Source organism: Bacteroides pyogenes DSM 20611 = JCM 6294 (assembly GCF_000428105.1).
Classification (GTDB): Bacteria; Bacteroidota; Bacteroidia; order Bacteroidales; family Bacteroidaceae; genus Bacteroides; species Bacteroides pyogenes.
This window is the reverse complement of the sequence record NZ_ATZH01000046.1, coordinates 1-23698: the sequence shown is the minus strand read 5'-3', so window position 1 is coordinate 23698 and position 23698 is coordinate 1. Positions and strand designations below refer to the sequence as shown.

24 protein-coding genes, 1 tRNA gene and 1 pseudogene are annotated in these 23698 nt (G+C 45.1%); 6 read left to right on the top strand and 20 right to left on the bottom strand.

What is annotated here, in order from left to right:
* Window positions 1-53: 53 nt before the first annotated feature.
* The 5 genes from C234_RS0111730 to C234_RS17545 all read right to left on the bottom strand — a co-directional run bounded on the left by C234_RS0111730 (window position 54) and on the right by C234_RS17545 (window position 2564).
* Window positions 54-126: transfer RNA gene (locus C234_RS0111730), tRNA-Gly, on the bottom strand.
* A 188-nt stretch (window positions 127-314) separates the two neighbouring features.
* On the bottom strand, window positions 315-1043 hold the full coding sequence (locus C234_RS0111725) for a DUF6064 family protein (RefSeq protein WP_027325926.1): 729 nt from the start codon (window positions 1041-1043) through the stop codon (window positions 315-317).
* Between the two features lie 16 nt (window positions 1044-1059).
* Window positions 1060-1545 carry a threonine/serine exporter family protein gene (locus C234_RS0111720; protein ID WP_027325925.1) on the bottom strand — a complete coding sequence of 162 codons (486 nt, stop codon included), beginning with the start codon at window positions 1543-1545 and terminating at the stop codon, window positions 1060-1062.
* Between the two features lie 2 nt (window positions 1546-1547).
* The gene (locus C234_RS0111715; RefSeq protein WP_027325924.1) at window positions 1548-2315 is read right to left on the bottom strand and encodes a threonine/serine exporter family protein; all 768 of its coding nucleotides are present in this window, start codon (window positions 2313-2315) and stop codon (window positions 1548-1550) included.
* Window positions 2316-2408: 93 nt separating this feature from the next.
* The gene (locus C234_RS17545; RefSeq protein ID WP_154656419.1) at window positions 2409-2564 is read right to left on the bottom strand and encodes a hypothetical protein; all 156 of its coding nucleotides are present in this window, start codon (window positions 2562-2564) and stop codon (window positions 2409-2411) included.
* Window positions 2565-2783: 219 nt separating this feature from the next.
* On the opposite strand from C234_RS17545, the gene C234_RS0111700 reads away from it, so the two are divergent.
* The 5 genes from C234_RS0111700 to C234_RS0111680 all read left to right on the top strand — a co-directional run bounded on the left by C234_RS0111700 (window position 2784) and on the right by C234_RS0111680 (window position 6950).
* On the top strand, window positions 2784-3221 hold the full coding sequence (locus C234_RS0111700) for a DUF6078 family protein (RefSeq protein ID WP_027325922.1): 438 nt from the start codon (window positions 2784-2786) through the stop codon (window positions 3219-3221).
* Between the two features lie 58 nt (window positions 3222-3279).
* Window positions 3280-3435, top strand: a complete 156-nt coding sequence (locus C234_RS17540; RefSeq protein WP_154656418.1) for a hypothetical protein — start codon at window positions 3280-3282, stop codon at window positions 3433-3435.
* A 477-nt stretch (window positions 3436-3912) separates the two neighbouring features.
* Window positions 3913-5424: a bifunctional ADP-dependent NAD(P)H-hydrate dehydratase/NAD(P)H-hydrate epimerase gene (locus C234_RS0111690; RefSeq protein WP_027325920.1), complete on the top strand. Its 1512-nt coding sequence runs from the start codon at window positions 3913-3915 to the stop codon at window positions 5422-5424.
* A gap of 159 nt (window positions 5425-5583) precedes the next feature.
* Window positions 5584-6648 carry a DUF4831 family protein gene (locus tag C234_RS0111685; protein ID WP_027325919.1) on the top strand — a complete coding sequence of 355 codons (1065 nt, stop codon included), beginning with the start codon at window positions 5584-5586 and terminating at the stop codon, window positions 6646-6648.
* Window positions 6649-6668: 20 nt separating this feature from the next.
* Window positions 6669-6950, top strand: coding sequence for a hypothetical protein (locus C234_RS0111680; protein WP_021644506.1), 282 nt, complete (start codon window positions 6669-6671; stop codon window positions 6948-6950).
* On the opposite strand, the gene C234_RS0111675 is transcribed toward C234_RS0111680, so the two are convergent.
* The 15 genes from C234_RS0111675 to C234_RS0111605 all read right to left on the bottom strand — a co-directional run bounded on the left by C234_RS0111675 (window position 6940) and on the right by C234_RS0111605 (window position 23271).
* Window positions 6940-7287 carry a PqqD family protein gene (locus C234_RS0111675; protein ID WP_027325918.1) on the bottom strand — a complete coding sequence of 116 codons (348 nt, stop codon included), beginning with the start codon at window positions 7285-7287 and terminating at the stop codon, window positions 6940-6942. The two genes, C234_RS0111680 and C234_RS0111675, sit on opposite strands and share 11 nt — an antisense overlap.
* Before the next feature lie 77 nt (window positions 7288-7364).
* The gene (locus C234_RS0111670) at window positions 7365-9029 is read right to left on the bottom strand and encodes an MFS transporter (RefSeq protein WP_021644508.1); all 1665 of its coding nucleotides are present in this window, start codon (window positions 9027-9029) and stop codon (window positions 7365-7367) included.
* A gap of 130 nt (window positions 9030-9159) precedes the next feature.
* The gene (gene secG / locus C234_RS0111665; protein ID WP_021644509.1) at window positions 9160-9537 is read right to left on the bottom strand and encodes a preprotein translocase subunit SecG; all 378 of its coding nucleotides are present in this window, start codon (window positions 9535-9537) and stop codon (window positions 9160-9162) included.
* Between the two features lie 6 nt (window positions 9538-9543).
* Window positions 9544-10422 carry a hypothetical protein gene (locus C234_RS0111660; protein WP_027325917.1) on the bottom strand — a complete coding sequence of 293 codons (879 nt, stop codon included), beginning with the start codon at window positions 10420-10422 and terminating at the stop codon, window positions 9544-9546.
* Window positions 10423-10432: 10 nt separating this feature from the next.
* Entirely contained in the window at window positions 10433-10960 is a 528-nt protein-coding gene (gene lptE, locus C234_RS0111655; protein WP_021644511.1) for an LPS assembly lipoprotein LptE, read from the bottom strand.
* Complete coding sequence (locus C234_RS0111650; protein WP_027325916.1) at window positions 10947-12155, bottom strand: sigma-54 interaction domain-containing protein; 1209 nt, start codon at window positions 12153-12155, stop codon at window positions 10947-10949. Before C234_RS0111650 ends, lptE begins: the two co-directional genes overlap by 14 nt.
* 77 nt (window positions 12156-12232) lie before the next feature.
* The gene (gene pdxA / locus C234_RS0111645) at window positions 12233-13330 is read right to left on the bottom strand and encodes a 4-hydroxythreonine-4-phosphate dehydrogenase PdxA (protein ID WP_027325915.1); all 1098 of its coding nucleotides are present in this window, start codon (window positions 13328-13330) and stop codon (window positions 12233-12235) included.
* Window positions 13320-14366, bottom strand: a complete 1047-nt coding sequence (locus C234_RS0111640) for a DUF4837 family protein (RefSeq protein WP_027325914.1) — start codon at window positions 14364-14366, stop codon at window positions 13320-13322. Before C234_RS0111640 ends, pdxA begins: the two co-directional genes overlap by 11 nt.
* An 11-nt stretch (window positions 14367-14377) precedes the next feature.
* Entirely contained in the window at window positions 14378-15415 is a 1038-nt protein-coding gene (rlmN, locus tag C234_RS0111635; RefSeq protein ID WP_021644515.1) for a dual-specificity RNA methyltransferase RlmN, read from the bottom strand.
* A gap of 315 nt (window positions 15416-15730) precedes the next feature.
* Window positions 15731-17857 carry a peptidylprolyl isomerase gene (locus C234_RS0111630; protein WP_027325913.1) on the bottom strand — a complete coding sequence of 709 codons (2127 nt, stop codon included), beginning with the start codon at window positions 17855-17857 and terminating at the stop codon, window positions 15731-15733.
* Window positions 17858-17975: 118 nt separating this feature from the next.
* The gene (locus C234_RS0111625; RefSeq protein ID WP_027325912.1) at window positions 17976-19232 is read right to left on the bottom strand and encodes a hemolysin family protein; all 1257 of its coding nucleotides are present in this window, start codon (window positions 19230-19232) and stop codon (window positions 17976-17978) included.
* A gap of 2 nt (window positions 19233-19234) precedes the next feature.
* Window positions 19235-19828: an LPS export ABC transporter periplasmic protein LptC gene (gene lptC, locus C234_RS0111620; RefSeq protein ID WP_027325911.1), complete on the bottom strand. Its 594-nt coding sequence runs from the start codon at window positions 19826-19828 to the stop codon at window positions 19235-19237.
* 44 nt (window positions 19829-19872) lie between these two features.
* On the bottom strand, window positions 19873-21201 hold the full coding sequence (locus C234_RS0111615) for a hypothetical protein (RefSeq protein WP_027325910.1): 1329 nt from the start codon (window positions 21199-21201) through the stop codon (window positions 19873-19875).
* Window positions 21202-21254: 53 nt separating this feature from the next.
* Entirely contained in the window at window positions 21255-22550 is a 1296-nt protein-coding gene (gene bamG, locus C234_RS0111610; protein WP_027325909.1) for a BamG family beta-barrel-assembly machinery protein, read from the bottom strand.
* Window positions 22537-23271, bottom strand: coding sequence for a type III pantothenate kinase (locus tag C234_RS0111605; RefSeq protein ID WP_392387614.1), 735 nt, complete (start codon window positions 23269-23271; stop codon window positions 22537-22539). Before C234_RS0111605 ends, bamG begins: the two co-directional genes overlap by 14 nt.
* 183 nt (window positions 23272-23454) lie before the next feature.
* Here C234_RS0111605 and C234_RS18060 point away from each other — a divergent pair.
* Window positions 23455-23698: pseudogene (locus tag C234_RS18060) on the top strand (IS982 family transposase); the annotation flags it as partial.

Here is a 23698-nt window from a genome sequence, read left to right as displayed (position 1 = left end):
ATGACACAAAAAAAACAGCTACAAAATATTGTAACTGCCTGATTTTCAAAAAGAGCGGTAAACGAGGCTCGAACTCGCGACCCCCAGCTTGGGAAGCTAGTGCTCTACCAACTGAGCTATTACCGCATTTATATCCGCTCTGCAATGCCTTGCCGAAACAGTAGTGCAAAGGTAGCCATATTTTTTATATCTCAAATAAAAATCGTCATATTTTATCAATTCTTTCGCGGACAAGATTCCTGCGGTGTTTACCTCGAAGCCGTCGTCGGGCAGAACAACGCGCGCTTATTCTGCGGAAAATGAGTTACGCACCATCAGCTCTTTGTTGTCAATTCCAGGAAAAGAGTGCCGGTAAGCAAGACAGCCACGCCCACACAAACGAAAAGCAGCAGCCAGTTGATGTATTTCGCCTTTGGCTTGGTATCGGCATGCAGATTGTTCAGAAAGTATTCCCTGAAAAAGAGATAAAGTCCGGGAATGGTGGCGCTCGCCAGCAAGAAATCTTCCGGTATCCGGAAAAAGTAAGTCTTCGACAAACCGATGAGCGACCAATGACAAAGGAAAAGCACCAGAAACATGTTCACTTTGCGGGCAAACAATAATAATAGTCCGATGGTGAACACGACTACCGAGCAAGGCATCACCGGCGAAGTCATTTCGGGGAATTCAAGTCCGCGCGCCAAAGAGACCAAAGGATAGACAAAAGGCATGGCGAGCAGGAAATACGACAACGCATCGTACTTATGCATCCGTTCGAACGTGGTATATCCCGTAATGAGATCCCATATCCATATCACTGCCATCACGCCCCAAAACATGGCCATTACGCCATTGTAACTCCGTTCCTCGCAATAGATGAAATAATAGGCCACGGCAATCCACGAATAAAGGGCAATCATATATAGCTTCATGGCAATCTTCACTCGGGGAAGCGGCTTGCGCACAAGCATGGCCGTCAACGCAAATCCCAATAAAACAATCAGTATCTGTAAAATCCAGGTAGCCGAATTATAATAAGCAATTGTTCTCCAAAAAATTTCCATAACGTTTTAATTTTATTCAATGCCTGGTTAATGAAAAGGCTCTGTGAGGAAACAGAAACATCGGGAACGAAGCTCCCACAGCCAACATAAAAATAACCGTACCGGCTATAAGGCTGTTCGAGAAAAACATCTCCATATACTTCTGAAGTTTATCCGGCTCATGCACCGTCTGCAGGCACATGATGAGCGAAAACACCATGTTGTAGGCAAACTTTCCCGGAATCATCGGAAGCAGCGCGGGGATATAAAGCACCGTCATCGGGCAATACACTTTCTTGCCCAGCCACAAACTTCCGAAACCGATAACAAGTCCGGCAAACAAAGAAGCTGTGGCAATGTCGACGCCTAAGTAGGTCATGAGGCAAAAGCGGCAAGCATGCCCCAACGCCGCCAATACCGCAATCATTTTAAATGCCCGCAAAGGGGGATCGGATATGGCGCCAAAGCCGATACCGGCTACTGCCGCAAAGAATCCGTCGGTGAGAATGTCTAATGCTATCATATTCAAATCAAACTGTTTTTTACCATTAATAAAGTGAGAGAAAGCCCGATGGCAATGCTGATGATGAGCAACGAAGCCTCCGTCAGGCGCGAAAAGCCGGTCAGCACATAACCTTCTACGACATCGATCACTCCGTTAATGAGCGGCACTCCGGGAACTAAATAGAGAACACTCGTAGCCATGGCTATTTCGGAAGTGGTATGGAATATCAAAGAGGTGGAGGCGCAGAGGGAAGCGACGAATGCCGAAACGATGAAAACAATGTAATGATTGATTTTCTTCTTTTGCATCTGCTGCTTTAAGAACATGCCGGTGACGGTAGCCGAAAAGACAATGCTCATTGAAATAAGGTCGCCACCGAATAATTTACAGAACGAGGCGTTGGCAAAGCCTACCAATATCAGTACAAAGAGCGGGTGTATTATCGGCGCCGAGACAATCTTCCGGTACTTTTCACGCAATTCTTCCAACGACAGACGCTTGTCTAAAGCTTCCCAACTCAACGCGCTCAATTCGGAGTTGTGCTCGAAGCTGATGGGATGGGGAGCGATATCGACCACTTCATGGCAAGATTCACGGGTTTCGACATCAATAATGGTCAACATAATATTTTTGTGGAACACGGCCAATGTGACCTCTACATCAAAAGCTTTTCCGATGCGTTTGGAGTTTCGTACCACGCGCGAAGTATGCACGCCGGCTCCCATCAAATGAGCCGAATATTCTGCAATAAATTGGGTAACGGACAATAAAGATTCGCTTGTCTTCATGTAGTTGCTGCTTTTTTAATCGGGCACAAAAGTATAAAAAAGTATACAGACAGAAGAAAACAGAATGATATATTTTCCGAAAAACGATTATTTTTATTCTTTCTTGTCTCCGCAACCATTATATCGTGCAACCGAAGGGAAAACGAATAATCCATTCAGCCACCCGGAAGAGAAACACACCCGCCGGCATTCGCTCTCCATGCTTCCGAGCACCTGTTTCATCGGGGCGCTCATTGTTCCTTTATCCATCGGGGGCTGCTTTGCAAGGGTTCGATTCTCATCGCATCTTCTTCATCATCAGCGGCTTGCCGGAAGATCCGCTTTTCACATGCAGATTGTCATTGTTTACAACCGGCAAAAAGGAGTTTTTCTGCCGAATTACATTATCTTTGCAAACCGTAGACGGGAGCGGAGAGAAACGAAGCTCCGCACGTCTCGGTTCAAACCAGTGAAAACAATATAATGATTATGAAAGCACAAACCAACAACTTGTCGGCGCCATACAATTTTGCGCGCTGCCTCAACAGCCAATGTCCGAAAGCTGCCGACTGTCTGCGTGGCATCGTCGCACGCCACGATACCGCCGACAATCCGTTCATCGATGTTGTAAATCCCATGTGTATTCCTGCCGATACCACACATTGCCTCTTTTTCAAACCTGCGGAGAAAATACGTGTAGCACGGGGCATCAGGCATTTGCTCGACAACGTTCCGCACCAATCGGCGCAAGAAATGAAGAAACGCCTCATCGCTCATTTCGGCAGAACGAAATACTACCGCTTCTACCGCGACGAATCTTACCTGACTCCGGAAGAGCAGGAATTTATCCGGCAACTTTTCCATGAAAAAGGCATTCGGGAAGAACCCGCGTTCGAATCGTATAACGAAGAATATAAATGGGAGTAAACCGGTCTTCTGCCGTCCGGCTCCGAACGTGCTCTCATTTCCTCAATCACAGGAAGGAATGGAACGCAAGCACACCGGCACGATTACAATTCAGACGGTCGGTCCCAACAAGCTTAACGACGGGCGGAGTCGCTTCCGCTTACCGATAAGGGCGAAAAAAGCAGTAAAAAACTTAAGCTACCCCACCATTCGCTCCAAACAATACATCGACTAAAAACATTAAACCACAGACGTTCTTTAGTTTCCCCGATGGGAAACTAAAGTTTCATCAGCAGAAACACTTTGTTTCATGCTGATGAAACAGAGTGTTCGCATCGGGGAAACAAAATTTTCATTGCGGCAAAACGGAGCCTTCATTGCGGCAAAACAGAGCTTTCATTGCGGCAAAACAGAGCCTTCATTGCGGCAAAACAGAGCCTTCATTTCGGCAAAACGGAGCTTTCATTGCGGCAAAACAGAGCTTTCATTGCGGCGAAACAGAGCTTTCATTGCGGCAAAACAGAGCTTTCATTGCGGCAAAACAGAGCCTTCATTTCGGCAAAACAGAGCCTTCATTCCGATGAAACGGAGCTTTTATTCTTCCCAAAGGCAATTCATAGCGGAGAAGAAGTGCGAAATAACAGCCGATTTCAGCCGATTCTCGGAGTTTTTCCGTAAATTTGTCTCTCGATAAACCCCAAAATACATTACAATGAAAATATTCCCTACCGGCAGTATAAAAAAGCTGGACGCATATACCATTGAACATGAACCGATTGCATCTATCGACCTGATGGAGCGGGCTGCGCAGGCCCTTACCAAAGAAATAACCGAAAGATGGGGCACGGAAACGCCGGTAACATTTTTTGCCGGACCGGGCAACAATGGAGGAGACGCGCTGGCTGTGGCCCGGATGATGGCGGAGAAAGGATATAAAACAGAGGTTTTCCTTTTCAACATCAAAGGAAAACTTTCGCCGGACTGCCAAACGAACAAGGAATTGGTGGAGATGATGGAGGAGGTGGATTTTCATGAAATCAGCACACAGTTCGCACCCCCGACACTGACTGCCGAACATCTGGTAATCGACGGTCTGTTCGGTTCGGGACTGAACAAGCCGTTGAGCGGCGGATTCGCGGCGGTTGTGAAATACATCAACGCCTCACCGGCAACGGTGGCGTCGATCGACATTCCTTCGGGCCTGATGGGAGAAGAGAACACGTTCAACGTCAAAACCAATATTATTCGCGCCGATGTCACTTTCAGCCTGCAATTTCCCAAACTGGCTTTCCTGTTTCCCGAAAACGCGGAGTTTATCGGCGAATGGGAAATATTGGACATCGGGTTGAGCAAGAAAGGCATCGAAGAAATCGAGACAGATTACGAAATACTGGAAACGGAAGACATCCGCTACCTGATGAAACCAAGGAACCGGTTTGCCCACAAAGGAAACTTCGGGCACGCTCTTTTAATCGCCGGCTCGAAAGGAATGGCCGGCGCTTCGGTTTTGGCGGCTCGCGCTTGTCTCCGCTCGGGTGTGGGACTGCTTACGGTACACGCTCCGGCATGCAACAACGACATCCTCCAGACAGCTGTTCCCGAAGCAATGGTGGAAGCAGACGGAAGTGAGACATGCTTCGCCTCGCCCACCGACACGGACGACTACCAGGCCGTCGGCATCGGGCCCGGATTGGGGCGAAGCGCGGAGACGGAGATGGCGTTGCTCCAATTGTTGACACAGTGTCAGACTCCGATGGTGCTGGATGCCGACGCGCTCAACATCATCGCCAATCATCGGCATGAGCTGACTCATTTGCCCAAAGGCTGTATCCTCACGCCTCACCCCAAAGAGCTGGAGCGTCTCGCAGGCAAATGTCAGGATTCTTACGAGCGTCTGGCCAAAGCCCGCGAACTGGCGCAGACTGCCGACGTACACATCATTTTAAAAGGGGCTTACTCTGCCATCATCACTCCCGAAGGAAAGTGCTACTTCAACCCGACGGGAAATCCGGGTATGGCGACAGGCGGTAGCGGAGATGTGTTGACCGGAATTGTTTTAGCCTTGACCGCACAAGGATATACGGCGGAAGAAGCGTGCAAAATAGGAACATACATACACGGACTGGCGGGGAACCTCGCGCAAAAAAAGAAAGGAATGACGGGACTGATCGCAAGCGATATCGTTTCCAATCTGCCAAAGGCCTGGCAATTGATAGGCGAATAAAAGAAAAAGTCAAGCTCTTTGTCACGACCTATCTTATACACCGCCGGCAATTGACAGGCAAATAAAAGAAAAACCGTAAGCGAATAAACGTTAAGAACTTAGCGGTTTATGCGGAACTTCATTAACTTTGTTTTTTTAAACCAAGAAAAAGAACCGAATATGAAAAAGTTAATTATAGCGACAGGCCTGCTGATGGCAACTTCCGCCCATGCGCAAACGGAAGTTCTCACAGGAGTGACTCGCGGAAAAGATTACGGCGTGGTATACATGCTGCCGAAAACTGAAATCGAAATTGAGATAAAAGCGAAGAAAATCAGCTATACGCCCGGAGAGTTCGGCAAATATGCCGACCGCTACTTACGTATGTCCGACGTTCCCGTCGTTGCCGAAGAATACTGGGAGCTGAGCGGGATAAAGGTCAGATCGGCGGGAATCCCCGATAGCGAAGCGACTTACTTCGTCAAGATGAAAGACAAGACAGTGGCTCCCCTGCTCACGCTTACGGAAGACGGAATTGTGGAATCGATCAATGTACCCTATGGCGGAGGAAAAGAAAAGAGGATGGAGCCGCTTGTTGCGGCAACACGCCGAAAGACGAATCCGCGCGATTTCCTCACCGAAGAAATTCTTATGACCAACTCCACCGCGAAAATGGCGGAACTGGTAGCCAAAGAAATATACAACATCCGCGAAAGCAGAAACGCACTTCTCCGCGGGCAGGCCGACAATATGCCGCAAGACGGCGCCCAGCTGAAAATTATGCTCGACAACCTGAACAAGCAGGAAGAGGCGATGACGGAAATGTTCTCCGGCACACGCGATGAAGAGGTCAGAACTTTCACGGTCCGCCTGACGCCTGACAAAGAATTCGACAAAGAAATAGCTTTCCGTTTCTCCAGAAAATTGGGTATAGTAGCCGTTAACGACCTCGCAGGCGAGCCTTACTACATCAGTCTGAAAGACCTGAAGAAAATAAACATCCCCGAAGAAGACGAAAAGAAAAAGAAAAAGCTCGAGGGGATAGCTTACAACGTGCCGGGACAAGCTTTGGTGACACTGACAGACGGCAGGAAGAAACTCTACGAAGGAGAAATACCCGTCACTCAATTCGGGATTGTGGAATATCTGGCTCCGGTATTGTTCAACAAGAACTCTACCATCAAAGTCTATTTCGACACTTCTACCGGAGGGTTGTTGAAAATAGATCGGGAAGACAACAGATAAAAACTTAAAACGAAAAAGACATGGGCGGCGAAGGACACATGCTTGATATGATCCATCGGCTCCGTCAAGGAAGAGAAGCTTCTCGCTTAAACCGCGAACGGAGAAATCAGCAATTGAAGAAGATGCAGATGGGGAATTCTCTTTCCATGCCGGATACTACGCCCGAAGAAATGGAATACATCATTAAAGAGACGAAAATAAAAAAAGAAAAAGACGCGCGCTACTTCACATGGGGAACCCTCATTATATTCGGTATCACAGTAGCCCTGTTCTTTATTCTATGGAAGCTTTTCATTCAATGACGGTCAGTTTTATAAAGCCGTCTTTCCGCAACTGAAAAAGAAAAGAAGCAATACGCGACTCGTAGCCCGCTTCGTTGCCGAAGTGCGCCGCGAGTTTTTCTATAATTTCACCTGCCGTTCGTCTTCCGTCTATAAGTTCCCATACAGCCGTTCCATGTTTCTCCAGACGAACATGAAATTCTTTCGATACGCCTTTCGGCAGTAAATAACGATTTATCCACGCATTCTTAAAACGAGGAAAGGAGAGAACGGTCTCCTCTCCTTCCTTACATGTTGTGATGCGCGGACTACGACAGGGAATAACCTGCAACAGATTCACTTTCTCTTTAGAAGCCATAGCCATTCAAAAAACTGTTTAGACCTTACCTGCTTTGCCGAACTGCAACCAATAGCAAATATTTTGGTTTTGCCTGCTTACTCTTTGATATTGGGAAGCTCCAGCCCGTAGCCTTTCTTCCTGTCGACTACCTTAAGCACAAAACCCAAGATAAGAGCGGCGACTCCCAATCCTGCCAACATCACCAACGGCATAGTGTAATCGTAAGAGATAGCCGCCTCTTCGGCAGTAATGACTCCGTCACGCAAATCAGCCACCAATTGCGGATTGGTTTTATCGAGAACTTTACCTATAAGCAACGGGAAAAGCCATAACCCGATATTTTGAATCCAGAAAATGAGGGCATAAGCGCTGCCGATGATGTTCGCATCGACCAGCTTCGGCACACTCGGCCATAAAGAAGCGGGCACCAAAGAGAAGCTCGCCCCCAGCACAAGAATGGTAAGATAAGCGACAACAAAACCTCCAACGACATTCCCTCTAAGCTCCGGAAGAACAAAAGCAAAAATCAGATGACAGGCAATGAGCAGCAACGAACCCATGACCAGCATGGTCGCAGCCTTTCCTTTATGGTCTACATAATTTCCCAATATGGGGGTGATGCCGACAGCTAAAATAGGGAATACCGCAAATACCGTTTCCGCGCTTTGGCGTTTGTAACCCATCCAGCAGAAAAGCACCAGAGCCAAGGAAGCCAGGATAAGCAGGCCATATTTCTTCGCTTTACGCTTGGAGAAATTGCTGGCAAACGCAGCGGCCGCTACCACCAGCATGATGCAATACTGAATGACCGTCACGGTATTGGTTGCCCAAAAAGAAGAAGGATCGATTTCTTTAAAAGTCAAATTACATTGCAACATGTTCACCGCATACTTTTGAAACGGAAAAATAGCCGAATAATAAAGCACGCAAAGCAATGCCACAACCCAGAAGCCTCCGCTCGAAAGTATCTTTCCCAAATCACTCACCTTGAAAGGTTCGTCCTTTTCTTCCGACTCGCCCGTTTGCATGTCCAGTTTCTTATCCATAAAATAATAAACGATGAACATGATCAGCGCAATCATCAGCAGCACGACTCCAAAAGCCACCGACCGGGAAACATCGATGTTTCCGCCTAACTTGGCAAATACGGGAGAGAATATCATACAGGTGGCCACTCCCAGCCGCGCCAAAGCCATCTCCGACCCCATAGCCAAAGCCATCTCACGGCCTTTAAACCACTTTACGATTCCGCGAGACGCTGTAATGCCTGCCATTTCTACCCCACAACCGAAAATCATAAAGCCGCAAGCCGCAAACTTAGCCGAAGCGGGCATTCCTTCATAAAAAGGAGAAATACCCAGCTCATCGAATCCCGGTATATAGTTCAGATTATTGGTAAACCATCTTTCCAATCCGCTGCCAATAAACATTTCCGTTACTGCATACCAATTGATGATTGCCCCTACAAGCATGACCGCTCCGGACAGAATAGCAGTAAAACGAACTCCCATCTTATCCAAGATGATACCCGCAAAAATAAGGAAGAAGACAAATACATTAAGAAAAGTTTCAGCTCCCTGCATTGTTCCGAATGCCGTGGAGTCCCAGCCGCGGGTCGACTGCATCAAATCTTTTATAGGCGACAGTATGTCCATAAAAATATAAGAGCAGAACATGGCCGAAGCTAATAGCAACAAAGCAGTCCAACGCGCTGCGCTCGAATCTCTTAATGTTTGATGAAGTCCGTTTGTAGTTTCCATTTTATTAAATTATAAATAGTTAGTTAATAATAAATCCGGCGCAAAAAAGTAAGCGAAGCCGCAACCCGGACAGAGTTACCGCTTCGCCTATCAAATCAAGTATAACAGCTACCGACAGAAAAGCCTGAGGCTATTCTGCAACAGGCGCCGGAGTCTCTGTGGCAGGCTCTGATTGAGCGGGCACTTCGTCGGTTTTCGGAGCGTCCGTACCGGCAGGCATGTTATACGGGTTAGTCTGTTCATCTTTCTGTGCTTGTTCCAACACCACATCCTGCGTTGCCGAAGCACTCGGAAGGGCATAAGCTGCGGCAATGCTCATCACAACCATGAAAGCAGCCAGGAACCATGTCGCTTTTTCTAGAAAATCGGTAGTCTTACGCACACCCATAATTGCATTGGATGAAGAGAAACCGGAAGCCAGACCGCCTCCTTTCGAATTCTGAATCAGCACAATGAAGCACATCAACAAGGATGCTATAACCATTAAAATAATCAATAATAAGTACATCTTTAGTTATTTTGAATTAGCGTTAATAATCAATTTCTCTAAAAAACGGATTTGGTCTGCAAAGTAAGCGTTTTTTTTTGGATATTTCAAACTTAATTTTTTAATTATTTCAAGAGCTTTCGAATATCGTTGCTGTTTTATGTATATTTTAGCTAAAGTTTCAGTAAAACAGCTGTCATCCTCGTCTTCTTTCTCCACCCGATCATCTTGAATACTTTCGGCGCATGTGCTTACTTCTTTATGCACTGCAACATTCTCGTTTCCCGACTTTATTTCTTTCTCATGCACTGTAACATCATACTCCGGGTCGGCAGAAGGTTCCGAATCATTGCGCGACAATCCTGCCGAAGAATTGTCAGTTCCCCCTCTCATCGGCAAAAGAGCATCTTTTTCGCTATTCTCGATGAAATGGTCGATCAGCTCGTATCCCTTCAGCCGATGGTGCGGTTCGGCAACTTCACCCGCCGCTTCATCCTGCAACAGGTAAGCCGTATAGTCCGTACTGTAATCGGGCAAACCCGTTTGATTGGTTATTTCTTCAGGAGCGTTAGCCAAAAAAGCGTCGATCAAAGCCAACGTACGGTCGACAGAAGGTTCCTCTTCGACAGCCTCTTCAGCTGCAATATTCTCTTTTCGCGGCTGTATGGCAAAATTTCCGCCCTCGATGAGGTAAAACAGTTTTTGTCGGTCAGCCGCATACAAAACGGACTTACGCAACTCCGTCCCAAAACTGATATCGTGAAGGATATATAAATTTTTGAGATACAGCAGGCGGAGCGTCTGGAAATAAGGATATCTCGCAAGCATATTGCGTAGCTCGTACAGCGTATCCCTATCGAGTTTTTCGGGATGCTCAATCCATTCTTGAAGGTTGGCGGAAGTCATTTAAATTAAATTACCAGTTTGCGACAGTCGCATTAAATATTTGGTCGGTTATCTCTTTGGTCATTTCGGCAATCAGAACGTCTTGCACGGCTGTCAGCAATTGCCGGGAATCGTAAGTACGGAAAGCGGTAAACTGCTGTTCGAAGTCTTCGGCATGATTCGTGTTGTTGACAAAACGAACGTTTACGGTAATCGTCAATTTGGTTTCCGAAGAATACCCGTCGGCAGATACGGCTTGGTTGTATTGATTGTAACCGGTAATTTCACCGTCAATCTGCAAGTCGGCATTTTGATTGGGTCTGACCATTTGCAAACGCGTCTGCCTGATAAAGATATCTTTTAAGTCTTCATTAAACTTTGTCGCCAAAGGAGCATACACATACTCCGACTTGATGGGAAACTCGGTAATGGAAATTGTTTTCACCTTATCGTAATTGATAGACGAGCCGTTAAACTTGTAAGACACGCTACAGGCAAAAGCCATCGACAGCAATGCCGGCAACAACAGGATATATATTCTTCTTTTAATCCAATCCATATTCTTTTATTTTTCTATAAAGGGTACGCTCCGAAATATTCAGATCTTTTGCCGCACTTTTCCGTTTCCCGTGATGTTTGTCGAGCGCCTTTCGTATCAACTCTTTTTCGGCTTCATCCAAAGAGAGAGTTTCCTCCACATACTCTTCGGTATCTTGTATATCATCGTCTTCTTCTTTCTGTACAGGATGAATAGGATGAATAATGGCCGGCATGACGGGTTGCGGGGCAATTACGGAAGCAGCCATCATTTGCCCCGTCCGTTCGCCCATCAGGTTATGCACCATCTTCTTCAATTCGGCCACTTCCTGCCGCATATCGAACAAGACCGAGTAGAGTATTTCACGTTCGCTCTCAAAACTTTTGCTTTCGTGCTTCCCCAATAATGCCGGAAGCCGCTGGGTGTTCTGTGCGGGGAGATAGGTTTGCAAGATAGCTCCTGTAATTTCCCGGTTCGTTTCAATAATCGATATCTGTTCGGTGATATTCTTCAATTGGCGCACATTTCCCGGCCACGAATAATCAAGCAGCAAGCGCTTCGCATCTTCTGTGAGTTGAATAGCCGGCATCCGGTATCGTTCGGCAAAGTCTGCCGCAAATTTCCGGAACAACAAAAACACATCTTCGCCTCTTTCACGCAAAGGAGGCACCTGAATGGGAACAGTGTTGAGCCGGTAATACAAATCTTCCCGGAAACGTCCTTCGGCAATGGCTTGAGTGAGATTCACATTCGTAGCCGCAACAATACGGACATCTGTCTTCTGAACCTTAGACGACCCTACTTTAATAAATTCGCCGCTCTCCAACACACGAAGCAAGCGGGCTTGAGTAGGCAACGGCAACTCTCCCACTTCATCAAGAAAGATTGTTCCGCCATCGGCTTCTCCGAAATATCCTTTGCGTTCACCGATTGCTCCGGTAAAGGCTCCCTTCTCATGACCGAAGAGTTCCGAATCGATTGTTCCTTCGGGGATAGCTCCGCAATTCACTGCAATATACTGCCCGTGTTTTCTCCGGCTGTACTGATGAATGATTTGCGGAAAACTTTCTTTTCCCACACCGCTTTCTCCGGTGATCAGTACAGACAAATCGGTAGGCGCTACCTGAATTGCAATATCGATGGCACGCAACAACGCCTCGGTATTGCCAATAATACCGAAACGCAGTTTCACTTGCTGTATTTCCGTCTTTGTCATTACTATAATTATCATTTAGTGATTTGCCAAACAGGAACTCAGTCTCCCGTTCGCCTATCATTAAAACCGCCAGACTCTTAATCTTCGTCTGCCACTACATCCAACTTCAGCTTGTCGCTGTCGTCGCGCTTTTCGTAATATTGTTTCCGCAAAGGATTGGTGCGCGCTTCTTTCTCCCGCCGACGATTTCGGAACACATCGATAGCCGCATAAACAGCCTGTCGGAAAGAGTCTTCACTTGCCACTCCCTTGCCGGCGATATCGTAGGCGGTGCCGTGTGCAGGCGAAGTTCTTACAACGGGAAGCCCCGCCGTATAATTTACACCGTCGTCCATGGCCAAAGCTTTGAATGGAGCCAATCCCTGGTCGTGATACATCGCCAGAATTCCGTCGAAGTGAGAATAATTGCCCGATCCCATGAAGCCGTCGGCTGCATAAGGGCCGTAACAAAGAATCTTCTTATCCGCCAGCTCTTTCATCGCTGGGATAATGATATCCTGCTCTTCCGTCCCGAGCAATCCGCCGTCTCCGGCATGCGGATTAAGAGAGAGAACGGCGATACGGGGAGCGCCGATACCGAAATCCTGCTTCAGGCAACGGTGGAATATCATCAGTTTCTCTTGAATCAACTCCTTGGTTATGGTAGCCGCAATATCTTTCACAGGAATATGGGTGGTAACCAAAGCCATCCGGAAATCGCCTTTCATCAAGATCATCAATGCCTTGTTCCCGTTTCCTAATTGCTCCTCGATATACTCCGTATGACCGGGGAAAACAAACTCCTCCGACTGAATCGTATGCTTATTGATAGGTGCCGTCACGATTGCGTCGATCAATCCTTCGCGGTATTCTTCTATCGCGCGTTTCAAAGAGTCGAAAGCAGCTTTTCCCGCCTCCGGATCGGGTTTTGAAAACTCCACCTTTACCTCATCATCCGAACAATTGACTACGCTCAAACGATTATAGGAAGCTTCGGAAGCAGAGTTGATGATACTGAAATTGGCAGACAAATCCAAAGATTTGCGATGATACGCGGCTACTTTCGGAGAACCGTAAATAATGGGAGTGCAAAGTTCCAGCATGACCGGATCTGCAAACGTTTTCAAAATAACTTCATATCCCACACCGTTAATATCTCCCTGAGTGATGCCTATCCTTATCTTATTATTTTCCATTTTCTTGTTTTTTAAGTTGTTCCCCGTCTTTTACCCCCAGAGGTATCCGACTTTGCTGAACTTCGCCGGGAAGTTTCAACGTGTAGAGAGACGCCTCCATTTGGCGAACCAGGTTTCGTTTCATTTTATCGGGTGAATAAACAAATATCTCGGCTGTAATAATCCGGTTGTTCTTACTGTCCAAACGAGTGTGAGAGACATACGGGCCGCCCATGAAGTCTCCTTTCATACGCCACAGACCGCGTACTTCCATCGTGTATTCATTGTGTACACTGATGGCACGAACATCTGTCAACAAAGAGTCGGTCATCATGTACACACCTTCTTTATAACCGGGAATATTGGCTTTCATCACAGAGTCGCGTTTCTGTATGAAAAACTTTTTGGTAAACGTATCTTTGTCGGTATACGGGTAAGAGTACATCACAAAGTTACGATCGGCACTGGCAGTATTCGTAGATACCCACAGAAAATCCACGCCTGTTTTCGAATAGCTCAACTCCGCAGGCAACCACACTTCACAGCCGAACAAACTATCTGCCTTATTCGAAATCATCGCGCTGTGTTTCTTTTCCAGCAAAGATATCTGGCGATTCATCTCTACGCGTGTAAAGAAGTCGATAATGACTTGTTTGTTTTCCGCCACAAACTTGCGGAATTCTTCTTCATCGGGAGCCTGAATGGTCAAAATCATCTGCTGGGCGGCATACACATCTCTCGCAAACTTAAAAGAAGCTTTCGTATAAATATCTTGTATGTCTACTATAACAATATTACGAATCAATTTTAAAGTCGAATCATAATTTTTCGGGGCGGTATACATAATGCGGAAAGACGGTTCGGACTGAGGCAAACCCGGCACATCCGTATCGAGCACATCATGCAAAGCTCTTCCTGCAGGACGTTCCCACACATCTTGATCGACTACGACTAATATCTCAAACGGACGTCCGCTCGCAAGCGGGTTCCCGCCAACACAGGAAGCAAGCACGACGACAGCCAGAGCCAGGCTAAAAAGAGAGAAATACTTTTTCATGATGTTCGGTTTTATATGTTAATGTGATTCTTTTTTTCTTGTTTGGCTGTCGACAACATGCCGCAGGCGGCAAAGATGTCTTCTCCTCTGGAGGCGCGAATGGTAGTGAACAAGCCGTGCGAAGTCAGATAATCGCGGAAACGGGTGATTGTCTCCATATCGGAACCTTCGAGGTCAACTCCGGGTATGGCATGAAAACGAATCAGGTTCATACGGCAATCCAAGCCCCGAAGAAGCTTTAAAAGTTCTTTGGCATAGACTTGCGAATCGTTCACCCCCTTAAACATGATATACTCGAACGAGAGCCTCCGTTGCTTACTGAAATCATAGTTTTTCAGAAGTTCCACAATTTCGGTCGCCGGAAACGCTTTCTCGGCCGGCATCAGTTCCGCGCGTTGCCGGCCAACCGGAGAATGCAAGCTTATTGCGAGATGGCATTCATTCTCTTCGATAAAACGCCGCAATCCCTTCCGCAACCCTACCGTGGACACAGTGATACGTTTAGGACTCCACGCATAGCCATACGAAGCGGTGAGCACATCCAGCGCTTTCAAAAGCTCGTCTAAATTATCGAGGGGTTCTCCCATCCCCATCATCACCACATTGGTCAGCTTATCCCGTTCGGGCAGCGAATGTATTTGGTTGATAATCTGATGAGCTGTCAAACTGACGGTATATCCTTGTTTACCCGTCATGCAAAAGCGACAATTCATCTTACAGCCCACCTGCGAAGAGACGCAAAGCGTAGCACGGTCTTCGTCGGGGATATATACCGACTCGACAAAATGATCGCCGACCCTATACAAGTACTTCACCGTCCCGTCGACAGAACGCATTTCATCTACGGGTGACATTGCGCCTACCTCATAATTCTGCTTTAACAAGTTCCTGTGCTTCAACGAAAGATTGGTCATTTCATCGATTGAAACAACTTTCTTATCGTAAAGCCAGGATGCGATCTGCTTGGCGGCAAAGCCGGGCATACCCAGTCTTTTCGCTACAGACTGCAACTCTGCCAACGTCATTCCAAGGAGGGGATATTTAGACATTCTATTTTGCTCTTTACACTTTATATTTGCAAATGTAAGGAAATAAAGTCGATTTCTGCAAAGCGAAGCTGCAAAAGTTGTCATAAACGCCAACAAAAGCTCTCCGAAAACGCCCGTTTGGTTTCAAACGGAGAATGCACTTTCGGAACACCCCCGAAAAAGCAAAGGATGAAACATACGTATCTGTAACTTTCTCCGGAAGCTCTCTTTTGGACCTATGCTCACAAAAGCAAAGGGGCTGTCCAAAAATTCCCTGAACAACCCCTTGCTAATTTATTTCTCTCAAAATTTATCGAAAGAATTATAGGTAATGATTTAGAAGAACAAATAACGAGTATCTTTCACTTTGCCCTTCAGATACAAATCATTCATCATACGGCTGGCAAAACGCGCATGCATATTAGTCAATACATTTTCTTCTTCCTTAACATCAAAAGTTTCGTTAGTTTTCTCTTTGCCGTACATCTGCAGCACAAAAACGCCGGCATTACCTTTGATCGGCTCGCTCAACTTATCGGCTTCGGCAACTGAAGCATAAGCGCCTACCAACGATTCGCTGCTACGCAATGAAGGCACATATGCCGGAGCGGCAAAAGTCACCATTTTCAATGAATCGCTTACTGCACCCGGCATCGCTTTATATTGATCCAATGTCGATGCATTGGCAGCTTTCATATCCGCCATTATCTTCTCCGCTTTCTTTTCTTTTACGATTTCGGCTTTCAAGATTTCCTGTACATCTTTCAAGGGACGATAGCCTTCGGGAGTGACATTTACCAATGCCACTGCCATCAAATGGTCACTTTCTCCACATTCATACAGGCCGGAAACATCACCCGGTTTGGCGCTGAACACCCATCTTAATGCTTCCTTTGTTCCCCTCACACCGCCAATACCATGCTCAGCAGCAGAAACATCCGATCTGTCAAGCAACTTGTATCCCGCCTCTTCTGCATTCGCGGTCATCTTTTCCAAGGTTGGGTTAGCAGCAACAAACTGGCTGAAATCATTATAAGCACGGTTGTATGTTTCTTTGCTAAATTCCACTTCACGCTTGATTACAGCCACTTTATATTTATCTTTCACCGCTTTCTTGTTGGTCACCTGCAAAATAACATCCACCTGAGCCATAGGCAGTTTTACCAGCTCGTTGACACCGGCGTTGACAACAGTTGAAATAAATTTCAAATTATCTCCGTCAAGCTGAGCACCCTCGTATTGCGCAGCAGTCAACCAATTAGATTCGCCTGTCTGACCGTATTTCTTAGCCAATTCAACAAAATCTGCGCCTCCTTTCAAGGCTGTATAAATACTGTCTGATAAAGCTTTTGTCTTTGCAGCGTCTTCAGCAATCACCTGAATTTGACGGAATTGGACAGAATCGGCTGCAGCTCCTTTCGCCAACACCTTGAATGAGTTGATCGTATTGTCGGAACCATTATAGTAAGGTCCGTAAACAGAACCGATAGAGGCGGAATCCAAACGTGCGGCCACATCCGAAGGCAAAGCCGTCTTATTGGACAACAAATCGACATAAGGAACCTCAGATCCGGTGCTACGGATAAAAGCTGTATAATCTTCTGTGACACCGGCCAATTGTTCTGTTGCCTCGTCTACCTCTTTCTGAATAGCCGCCTTGTCTTCCGCGCTGGCAGTCACTTGAACATCCACATATTTGATATCACGGGTTTCCTGATACTGTTTGAATTGTTCCTTCTTTTTGTTATACAATTCTTTAAGCTCCGATTCTTTCACAGAAACAGCAGAGTCGGGCACAAAAGAATAAGGAACAGCAGTGAACAGCAAATCATATTGACTCGTTCTGCCGTCGAAAGTTGCTTGAGCTTCTACAGGATTAGACAAAAGCGCTTTGGCAACCAACGTTTGATACTTCTCAGCCAAACGGCTTTGAACTAACGTTTTTTCAATAAACGACCAATATTTGTACAGAGCCGCATACTGTTCCGACGCTTGCGAACCTTTCATCCTCGAATACTCCACGAGGAACTTATTGAGCATATCTCTGTCGAACTTGCCTGTTTGCGGATTCCGGAACGGAGTCTGTTGCAGCAAAGGATGAACTCCTGCCTTTAAGATGTCTTGAATCTCAGCCGGAGATACAGTAATTCCCAAGCTTTTTACTTCTTTTTCGATCAATTTATTGTTAACATAAGAACGCCATACCTCATCGCGTACCTGATTGGTTTGCTCATCGTTCAAAGCGCTTACACCGCGTGAAAGTTTAACCACTTCGGTATATTCTTCTACCAATCCCTGATACTCCTGAGCTGAAAGAGCATCTCCGTTCACCTCACCTACGTCATGCGACTGATGCGGCTGCAAAACCTTCCAAGCATCCCCCGCAATGAAAGCAAACAGCGCCACGCCGATAACAATCACCAATAAAGGCCCTTTAGACCTAATGTTTTGTAATGTTGCCATTTTTACTAATACGATTTATGTTTATATTATTTCTTTTCTTAGTCATTTTAGCGCACGAAGATACAAAAAATGCAATTATGCGTCTATTTATTACGCAAAAAAATCATGGATGTCGAAATTATTCCAGGACTTTGAGCCGAACAAGTTCTATTTTAGTGGCTGTCACCTTAATAATTTTAAACTGATACCTGTCTACTTGAATCAAATCGTGCAATTTCGGCAAACTCTGGTACTGATTCAAGATTAAGCCACCTACCGTGAGATAATCGTCGGATTCAGGCAAATTAAGACCAAACATCTCGTTAACCTTGCCTATTTCCAAACGGGCCGACAGAATATATTCATCTTCACCAATCTCTTTACAAATGTAAGAAGTATTGTCATGTTCATCCTCTATATCGCCGAATATTTCCTCAACCAAATCTTCCAGCGAAACAATGCCTGCTGTTCCCCCGAATTCATCTACCACCACAGCAATTGTTTTCTTCTGTTGCATGAACAACTTCATTAACTTGTTAGCAGCCATTGTTTCAGGCACAATAGGCACATTCGTCACATTGTTCCGCCATTCTTTGGGATTCCGGAACATTTCCGACGAATGAATATAGCCCACGACATTGTCTATATTGCCATCGTAAACAATAATTTTTGAAATGCCCGATTCGATAAACCTGTTTTTCAACTCTTCGAGCGAAGCACTCACATCTACCGCCACAATCTCCGTACGAGGCACAATACAATCGCGTATCTTGACACTGGAAAAATCAAGTGCGTTCTGAAAAATCTTCACTTCCGTATCCAAGTCTTCTTGATTCTCCGCATTATCAATACCTGTTTGAATAAAATAGTCCAGATCAATTTTACTAAAGGCCTTACTCGAGACTTCTTTATTCACCTTTAAGCCGAAAAGCCTCAAAAAGAAATATGACAAACCTGAAGAAAACTTAGAAACGGGGTATAAAACTACATAACAAAAAAACAAAGGAACAGCAAAGACGTTTAAAACCCAATTAGGATTGATTTTAAACAATGTCTTGGGAAGAAATTCTCCGGTGACGAGAATGACTAAAGTGGAAATAACAGTCTGGATCAAAACCATCAGGAAATGATTTTCGACAACACCTGTCAGAAAAGCATCACCGATAATCTGAGCCATCAAAATACCGTAAATAACCAATGCAATATTATTTCCCACCAACATAGTAGAAATAAATTCATTGGGACTTTTAAAAAAAGTAGAAAGTATTCGAGAGGAGACAGTCCCCTTCCGATCCACCTCAAAACGCAATTTGTCTACCGATACAAAAGCAATCTCCATGCCCGAAAAGAAAGCGGAGAATGCCATCGTAATGATAAGAGAAAGATAAATATTCATAGTTATTTCGCAGAATCTTTTTTCAATGAATCCGGTGGAGCTACAGGAGCGGAGTCGTCTACATCAATGACTGCTCCTATATTGTGAATCACATAAACAGTCATTTGCTCGTTGGAATCAAACCCGTAACCTGTAATAATTCGGTCGGGTTGCTGAATACGTATGAACTTGTCCGAATATACCTTTCGATCGTTCTGATTCCAATACAACAACTCGGTATTAAACCGTTCGCCTTTCCGGTTTCGTATATCCACGTGCCCCATCAATTTCCAGAGCTTCTCCCGGTCGTAATAATAAGCTGTATCAGCCTTGATACTAGCCTCCACATGAAGCAGAGAATCGAACTGCTCCAAATAGACTCCTTTTTCGAACGCCCAATAAGAAGGACGCTTTCTATCGTACACTAACCATTCCTCCGTTTTTATACGATAGCGAGTCACGCCCGAATCCGAGATAAGGCTTGTCACCCCAAGCGTATTCAAGACAGGCAAAGAATCGCGTTCGGTAATGGCAACTCCTAAAGCCTTTTTTTTATCATTGCAGGAGGAAAATAAAAGAAGCATAACAATTGCCCCAAAGGCAATTGTTATGCTCATGCTTTTATGCAATAAACGGATACTTCGTTTTCGCGACATAAAAATTATCTAATCGTTGTAGTCTCTCCGATCCAACCGCCAATTGTAATACGATCGCCTTGCTTATATCCCAACATAAAGAGGTCTTTCGCCTGAGGAGTATGGGCAGCGTATCTGGCAATCAGCTTATTCGCTTCTTCAGCCACACTCGGATCAACCGCCTTAGCTTGTTGTAGTTTGTCGATTACCGCAAAATAAGTACATTTGTTCAATGCGGGTTCGTCACTCCAATTAGGGCTGGTAGCATACAAATTAGCAATTAAGATATAAGGAGCTCCATAATTCCCATTATAACTGATTGCCTTTTGGCAGTAAGTTCTTGCCTGAGACAACTTCTTTGCAGAAGCCAGAACTGCCGCTGCCGCATAAGCTTTCTCAGCTTTATTTTGATTATCGCTTTCCAAATTAATAGCTTCATCAAAGAATTTTACCGCAGCATCGATATCGCCTTTCTTAAAGGCCTGATAAGCGCATCCGGTAGCAGCATCGGGAGTAGGATCCATTTTATACACATAGTAAGATGCCTGTAAATAAGCTTCGCTATCGGTGCATTTCATCATTTTCATAATATCGATCACCTTCTTCAGATAAGCCAAATCATTCTGATTCGTTTCTACTTTTGGTGCATAGATTGCCTGCAAAGATTCGCAATCGGCTGTTCCGCTATTGATAAACAAAGCCACCAAGTTATCTTTAATACCTTGCAAAGACTTCTTCACATTCTCTTTTTCAGCAGAAGCCAAAGCTACGTCTACATATTCCGAAGCGGCCAAATAGTCTTGAATAAACTGCTCTTTATGATTGGAATCCGTTTTCAGTTTATCGAGAGACATCTGCAAAAAATAGAAAAGAGTAGCGCCTGCCGATTCGCCTTTCACTGCGTTCACCGACTCACTCAACCATTTGTATGCCAGATTAACATCTATCGACGGAGCCAAAGCGATATAATCTACCGCTTTAATTCCCAACGCTTCGTCTACAGAAGACACTTTAACCCCTTTTTCAAGAAAATCGGGAGTATATTTCATACGCAAATCATGCGTATTCATCAATTCGTCGAAATATTTCTTATATTCAGGCGAATTCTTATCACTAATTTGTCCTAACAAACCTTTCAGGATTTTATACCCATCGGTAAAAGTATAAAAACGGAGTGTGGGACAATTTTCCAGCACAGCTTTCCAAGGAAGATATGCATCTTTAAAACTTCCTGCGCGTACAGCCTCATGAGAGATACTGCTGTTCGAATTACAGTTAGCCGCATCATTCTGTGCCACCACAGTCGTTGCTCCTGCCGACAGGAACAGTATAGCCACAAGCGTCTTAATTTTCATTGTATCTAAATTTTAGTTATTATTACTATATCATCTATTTCTCTCAAAATCAATTACTCCACTCTGCGTTTGAAGAACCAGCGTTCGTTAAATGTCAATCCGATGTTCACACGGAAAATATTTTCAGTGAGCAGATTCGACTCTTTCGCTTTAACGTGTACAAACTGTCCGCTGATGCTCAAGATGGATCGGGAACGCGGCACAGGCAAACCGAATCCGGCGGTGACTCCATACTCCTGAGCGGCTCTTTTACCATCGACTTTATAATAAGGAGTGGCATAATACGCGCCCAAACGATACTTTATATGACCGAAGTATGAACGCCCCGAAGGATTAGGGATATATTCCCCGCCCAACGATATTTTCGAACGATTGCAAAAATCATACGTCGACTCAAAATCTTTACGTACGGCCGTATCGTCTGTCGTTATTGTATTTTTAGTTTTCGACCATTGCTGGAAGCTATAATCAAGTCCGACAATGAAATGACCGTCGTACTTATAAGTGAAACCAGCCCCGAAGCTATTGGGCAACTCCATCGCTATATCGGTACTTTTATTGGTTATGCCTCCTGATTCATTATCAGTTGAAAGCATAGTCAGAATATCCTGATCGCTATTCAATTTGTGCTTCGGAGAATAGACCGTTCCTAGCGTCACTGAACGATTTTTCCCCAAAGGCATCGTATATTGCAAGCCGAAGTCCAATTTATAGTCTGAAATAGACAAGCTGGTTTTCCTTCTATACGAATAAACATTAGACGACATTCCGGGGTAGAACATTGATTGAGAACGGTCTATGTCGCCCCAGAAATAAGAGACATTCACACCCACCGACAAGTTCTTTTTTATTTTCATCCCCAAGCCGCCATATACTTGATATAAACTACCGCTTCCTGTAAAATTACGGGCATAAGTCAACCCGTTATCTGTTGTTTGAGTGTCAGAAACGTCATATCCCACATTAGAGAATGGCAAAAGTCCTAAAGTCATAGCCAGCCAAGGGCGCAAACGAAATTGCATCGCCAAATAATCGAAACTCGAATTCTTGGCATTCAGCTTCATCCCATTATGGCTGATGTTCATATTCTGTAGACTAACACCTCCTTCAAACAAGCATGTCAACGAATCAATCGCAGTATACGAGGCAGGATTCAGCGGATTTATCTGCGCTCCGTCACGAAGTCCGAAAGCAATCCCCCCCATAGCTTTGCTGTTTCCAAAGTTTTGATCGGACAGGTCGCCGTAGCCATATCGTGTATAAGGGGAATTTGTATTATTTTGAGCGACCGCCACTCCGGTAACCATTGTGAACAGAAGCGTACATAGGGTCTGTTTAAATCCTGTCATTATTATAGTTTAAAATTCTATTTAATCCTTTCAACACTAAAAATCTATCTGCAAAGATGATACTTTTTACGCTTGTATCAAAAGAAAATTCATCTCCACCCGTTAAAAAAACCAAAAGTTCAGGATATTTATACTTCATGGCAGTAATATAACCTGAAATTTCATACTCCATTCCTTTCAGTACGCCTGCACGAATGGCCGTCTCGGTATCGTTTCCCATAGCGGGTTTCCGTCCTTCGGGCGCCACCAGCGGGAGGCGTCCCGTAAACTGATGAAGCGCTTTAAAACGCATCTGCATACCGGGTGAAATATTTCCGCCGTGATATCTTCCCTGGGCGTCTATAAATTCGTAAGTAATGCAAGTACCTGCATCAATTACCAGCAAGTCATTATCGGGGTATTCACCGTTTGCACCCACTACGGCAGCTATCCGATCGTAACCAAGCGTCTCGGGCGTTTCGTAAAGATTGATTACGGGCAAAGGGGTTTTATTATCGAGCCACAACAAAGGAAACGGCAGAAAAGCAAGCTGTGCACGTAAAGTCTCGTCCAAATCGACGACAGTAGCTATAATGCCCCGCTTCACGGAATATTTCGCACAGAACGGCTTCAGAAAGTCTAATGAGCAATTAGACTCGACCAACGTTTCAACCATGCCGTCCCTGTCGAACAAAGCCACTTTTACCGTTGTATTTCCTATATCGATAACCAGATTCAAAATCGTTACTTTTAAGGTTACAAAGGTAAACTAAAAAAGGAAAAGTAAAAGCATGGACACATCTTTTTTCAATATGGTCTGTATTACGGAATATACCAAGCATCCATTCTCGGATAGCCGGAATATCTATCAGCAAATATCAATTAGGATACCCGTTGGTTGAATTAAAAATCTAAATATTTACAAATGAAAAAGTTGCACATATCACTGATTTTTAGTAATTTAATGGTAGCTAAACCGTTGAATACTATTTATCTGCATATGCGCAACTTCATAGCAAATTTCGTCAGAATTCTCGGAATCTGCAAGGATTTCGCCGGAAATCGTGTTAATGAGCTCGGAAATATACCCCGTTGTGGTGTAGTTCCCAAGTTTTCCGACCTTGAGGTCATCGCTTTGAGCATAACAGCCGAAGCGTTCCATATTGACA

Coding starts and splice junctions, on each gene's coding strand:
- secG (WP_021644509.1), bottom strand. CDS start 9,537: ATGTACTTATTATTGATTATTTTAATGGTTATAGCATCCTTGTTGATG.
- C234_RS0111715 (WP_027325924.1), bottom strand. CDS start 2,315: ATGAAGACAAGCGAATCTTTATTGTCCGTTACCCAATTTATTGCAGAA.
- C234_RS0111675 (WP_027325918.1), bottom strand. CDS start 7,287: ATGGCTTCTAAAGAGAAAGTGAATCTGTTGCAGGTTATTCCCTGTCGT.
- C234_RS0111670 (WP_021644508.1), bottom strand. CDS start 9,029: ATGGAAACTACAAACGGACTTCATCAAACATTAAGAGATTCGAGCGCA.
- C234_RS17545 (WP_154656419.1), bottom strand. CDS start 2,564: ATGGATAAAGGAACAATGAGCGCCCCGATGAAACAGGTGCTCGGAAGC.
- C234_RS0111640 (WP_027325914.1), bottom strand. CDS start 14,366: ATGAAAAAGTATTTCTCTCTTTTTAGCCTGGCTCTGGCTGTCGTCGTG.
- C234_RS0111660 (WP_027325917.1), bottom strand. CDS start 10,422: ATGACTTCCGCCAACCTTCAAGAATGGATTGAGCATCCCGAAAAACTC.
- C234_RS0111720 (WP_027325925.1), bottom strand. CDS start 1,545: ATGATAGCATTAGACATTCTCACCGACGGATTCTTTGCGGCAGTAGCC.
- lptE (WP_021644511.1), bottom strand. CDS start 10,960: ATGGATTGGATTAAAAGAAGAATATATATCCTGTTGTTGCCGGCATTG.
- C234_RS0111690 (WP_027325920.1), top strand. CDS start 3,913: ATGAAAATATTCCCTACCGGCAGTATAAAAAAGCTGGACGCATATACC.
- rlmN (WP_021644515.1), bottom strand. CDS start 15,415: ATGTCTAAATATCCCCTCCTTGGAATGACGTTGGCAGAGTTGCAGTCT.
- C234_RS0111680 (WP_021644506.1), top strand. CDS start 6,669: ATGGGCGGCGAAGGACACATGCTTGATATGATCCATCGGCTCCGTCAA.
- C234_RS0111630 (WP_027325913.1), bottom strand. CDS start 17,857: ATGGCAACATTACAAAACATTAGGTCTAAAGGGCCTTTATTGGTGATT.
- pdxA (WP_027325915.1), bottom strand. CDS start 13,330: ATGGAAAATAATAAGATAAGGATAGGCATCACTCAGGGAGATATTAAC.
- C234_RS0111615 (WP_027325910.1), bottom strand. CDS start 21,201: ATGAAAATTAAGACGCTTGTGGCTATACTGTTCCTGTCGGCAGGAGCA.
- C234_RS0111725 (WP_027325926.1), bottom strand. CDS start 1,043: ATGGAAATTTTTTGGAGAACAATTGCTTATTATAATTCGGCTACCTGG.
- C234_RS0111685 (WP_027325919.1), top strand. CDS start 5,584: ATGAAAAAGTTAATTATAGCGACAGGCCTGCTGATGGCAACTTCCGCC.
- lptC (WP_027325911.1), bottom strand. CDS start 19,828: ATGAGCATAACAATTGCCTTTGGGGCAATTGTTATGCTTCTTTTATTT.
- C234_RS0111650 (WP_027325916.1), bottom strand. CDS start 12,155: ATGACAAAGACGGAAATACAGCAAGTGAAACTGCGTTTCGGTATTATT.
- C234_RS17540 (WP_154656418.1), top strand. CDS start 3,280: ATGGAACGCAAGCACACCGGCACGATTACAATTCAGACGGTCGGTCCC.
- bamG (WP_027325909.1), bottom strand. CDS start 22,550: ATGACAGGATTTAAACAGACCCTATGTACGCTTCTGTTCACAATGGTT.
- C234_RS0111625 (WP_027325912.1), bottom strand. CDS start 19,232: ATGAATATTTATCTTTCTCTTATCATTACGATGGCATTCTCCGCTTTC.
- C234_RS0111700 (WP_027325922.1), top strand. CDS start 2,784: ATGAAAGCACAAACCAACAACTTGTCGGCGCCATACAATTTTGCGCGC.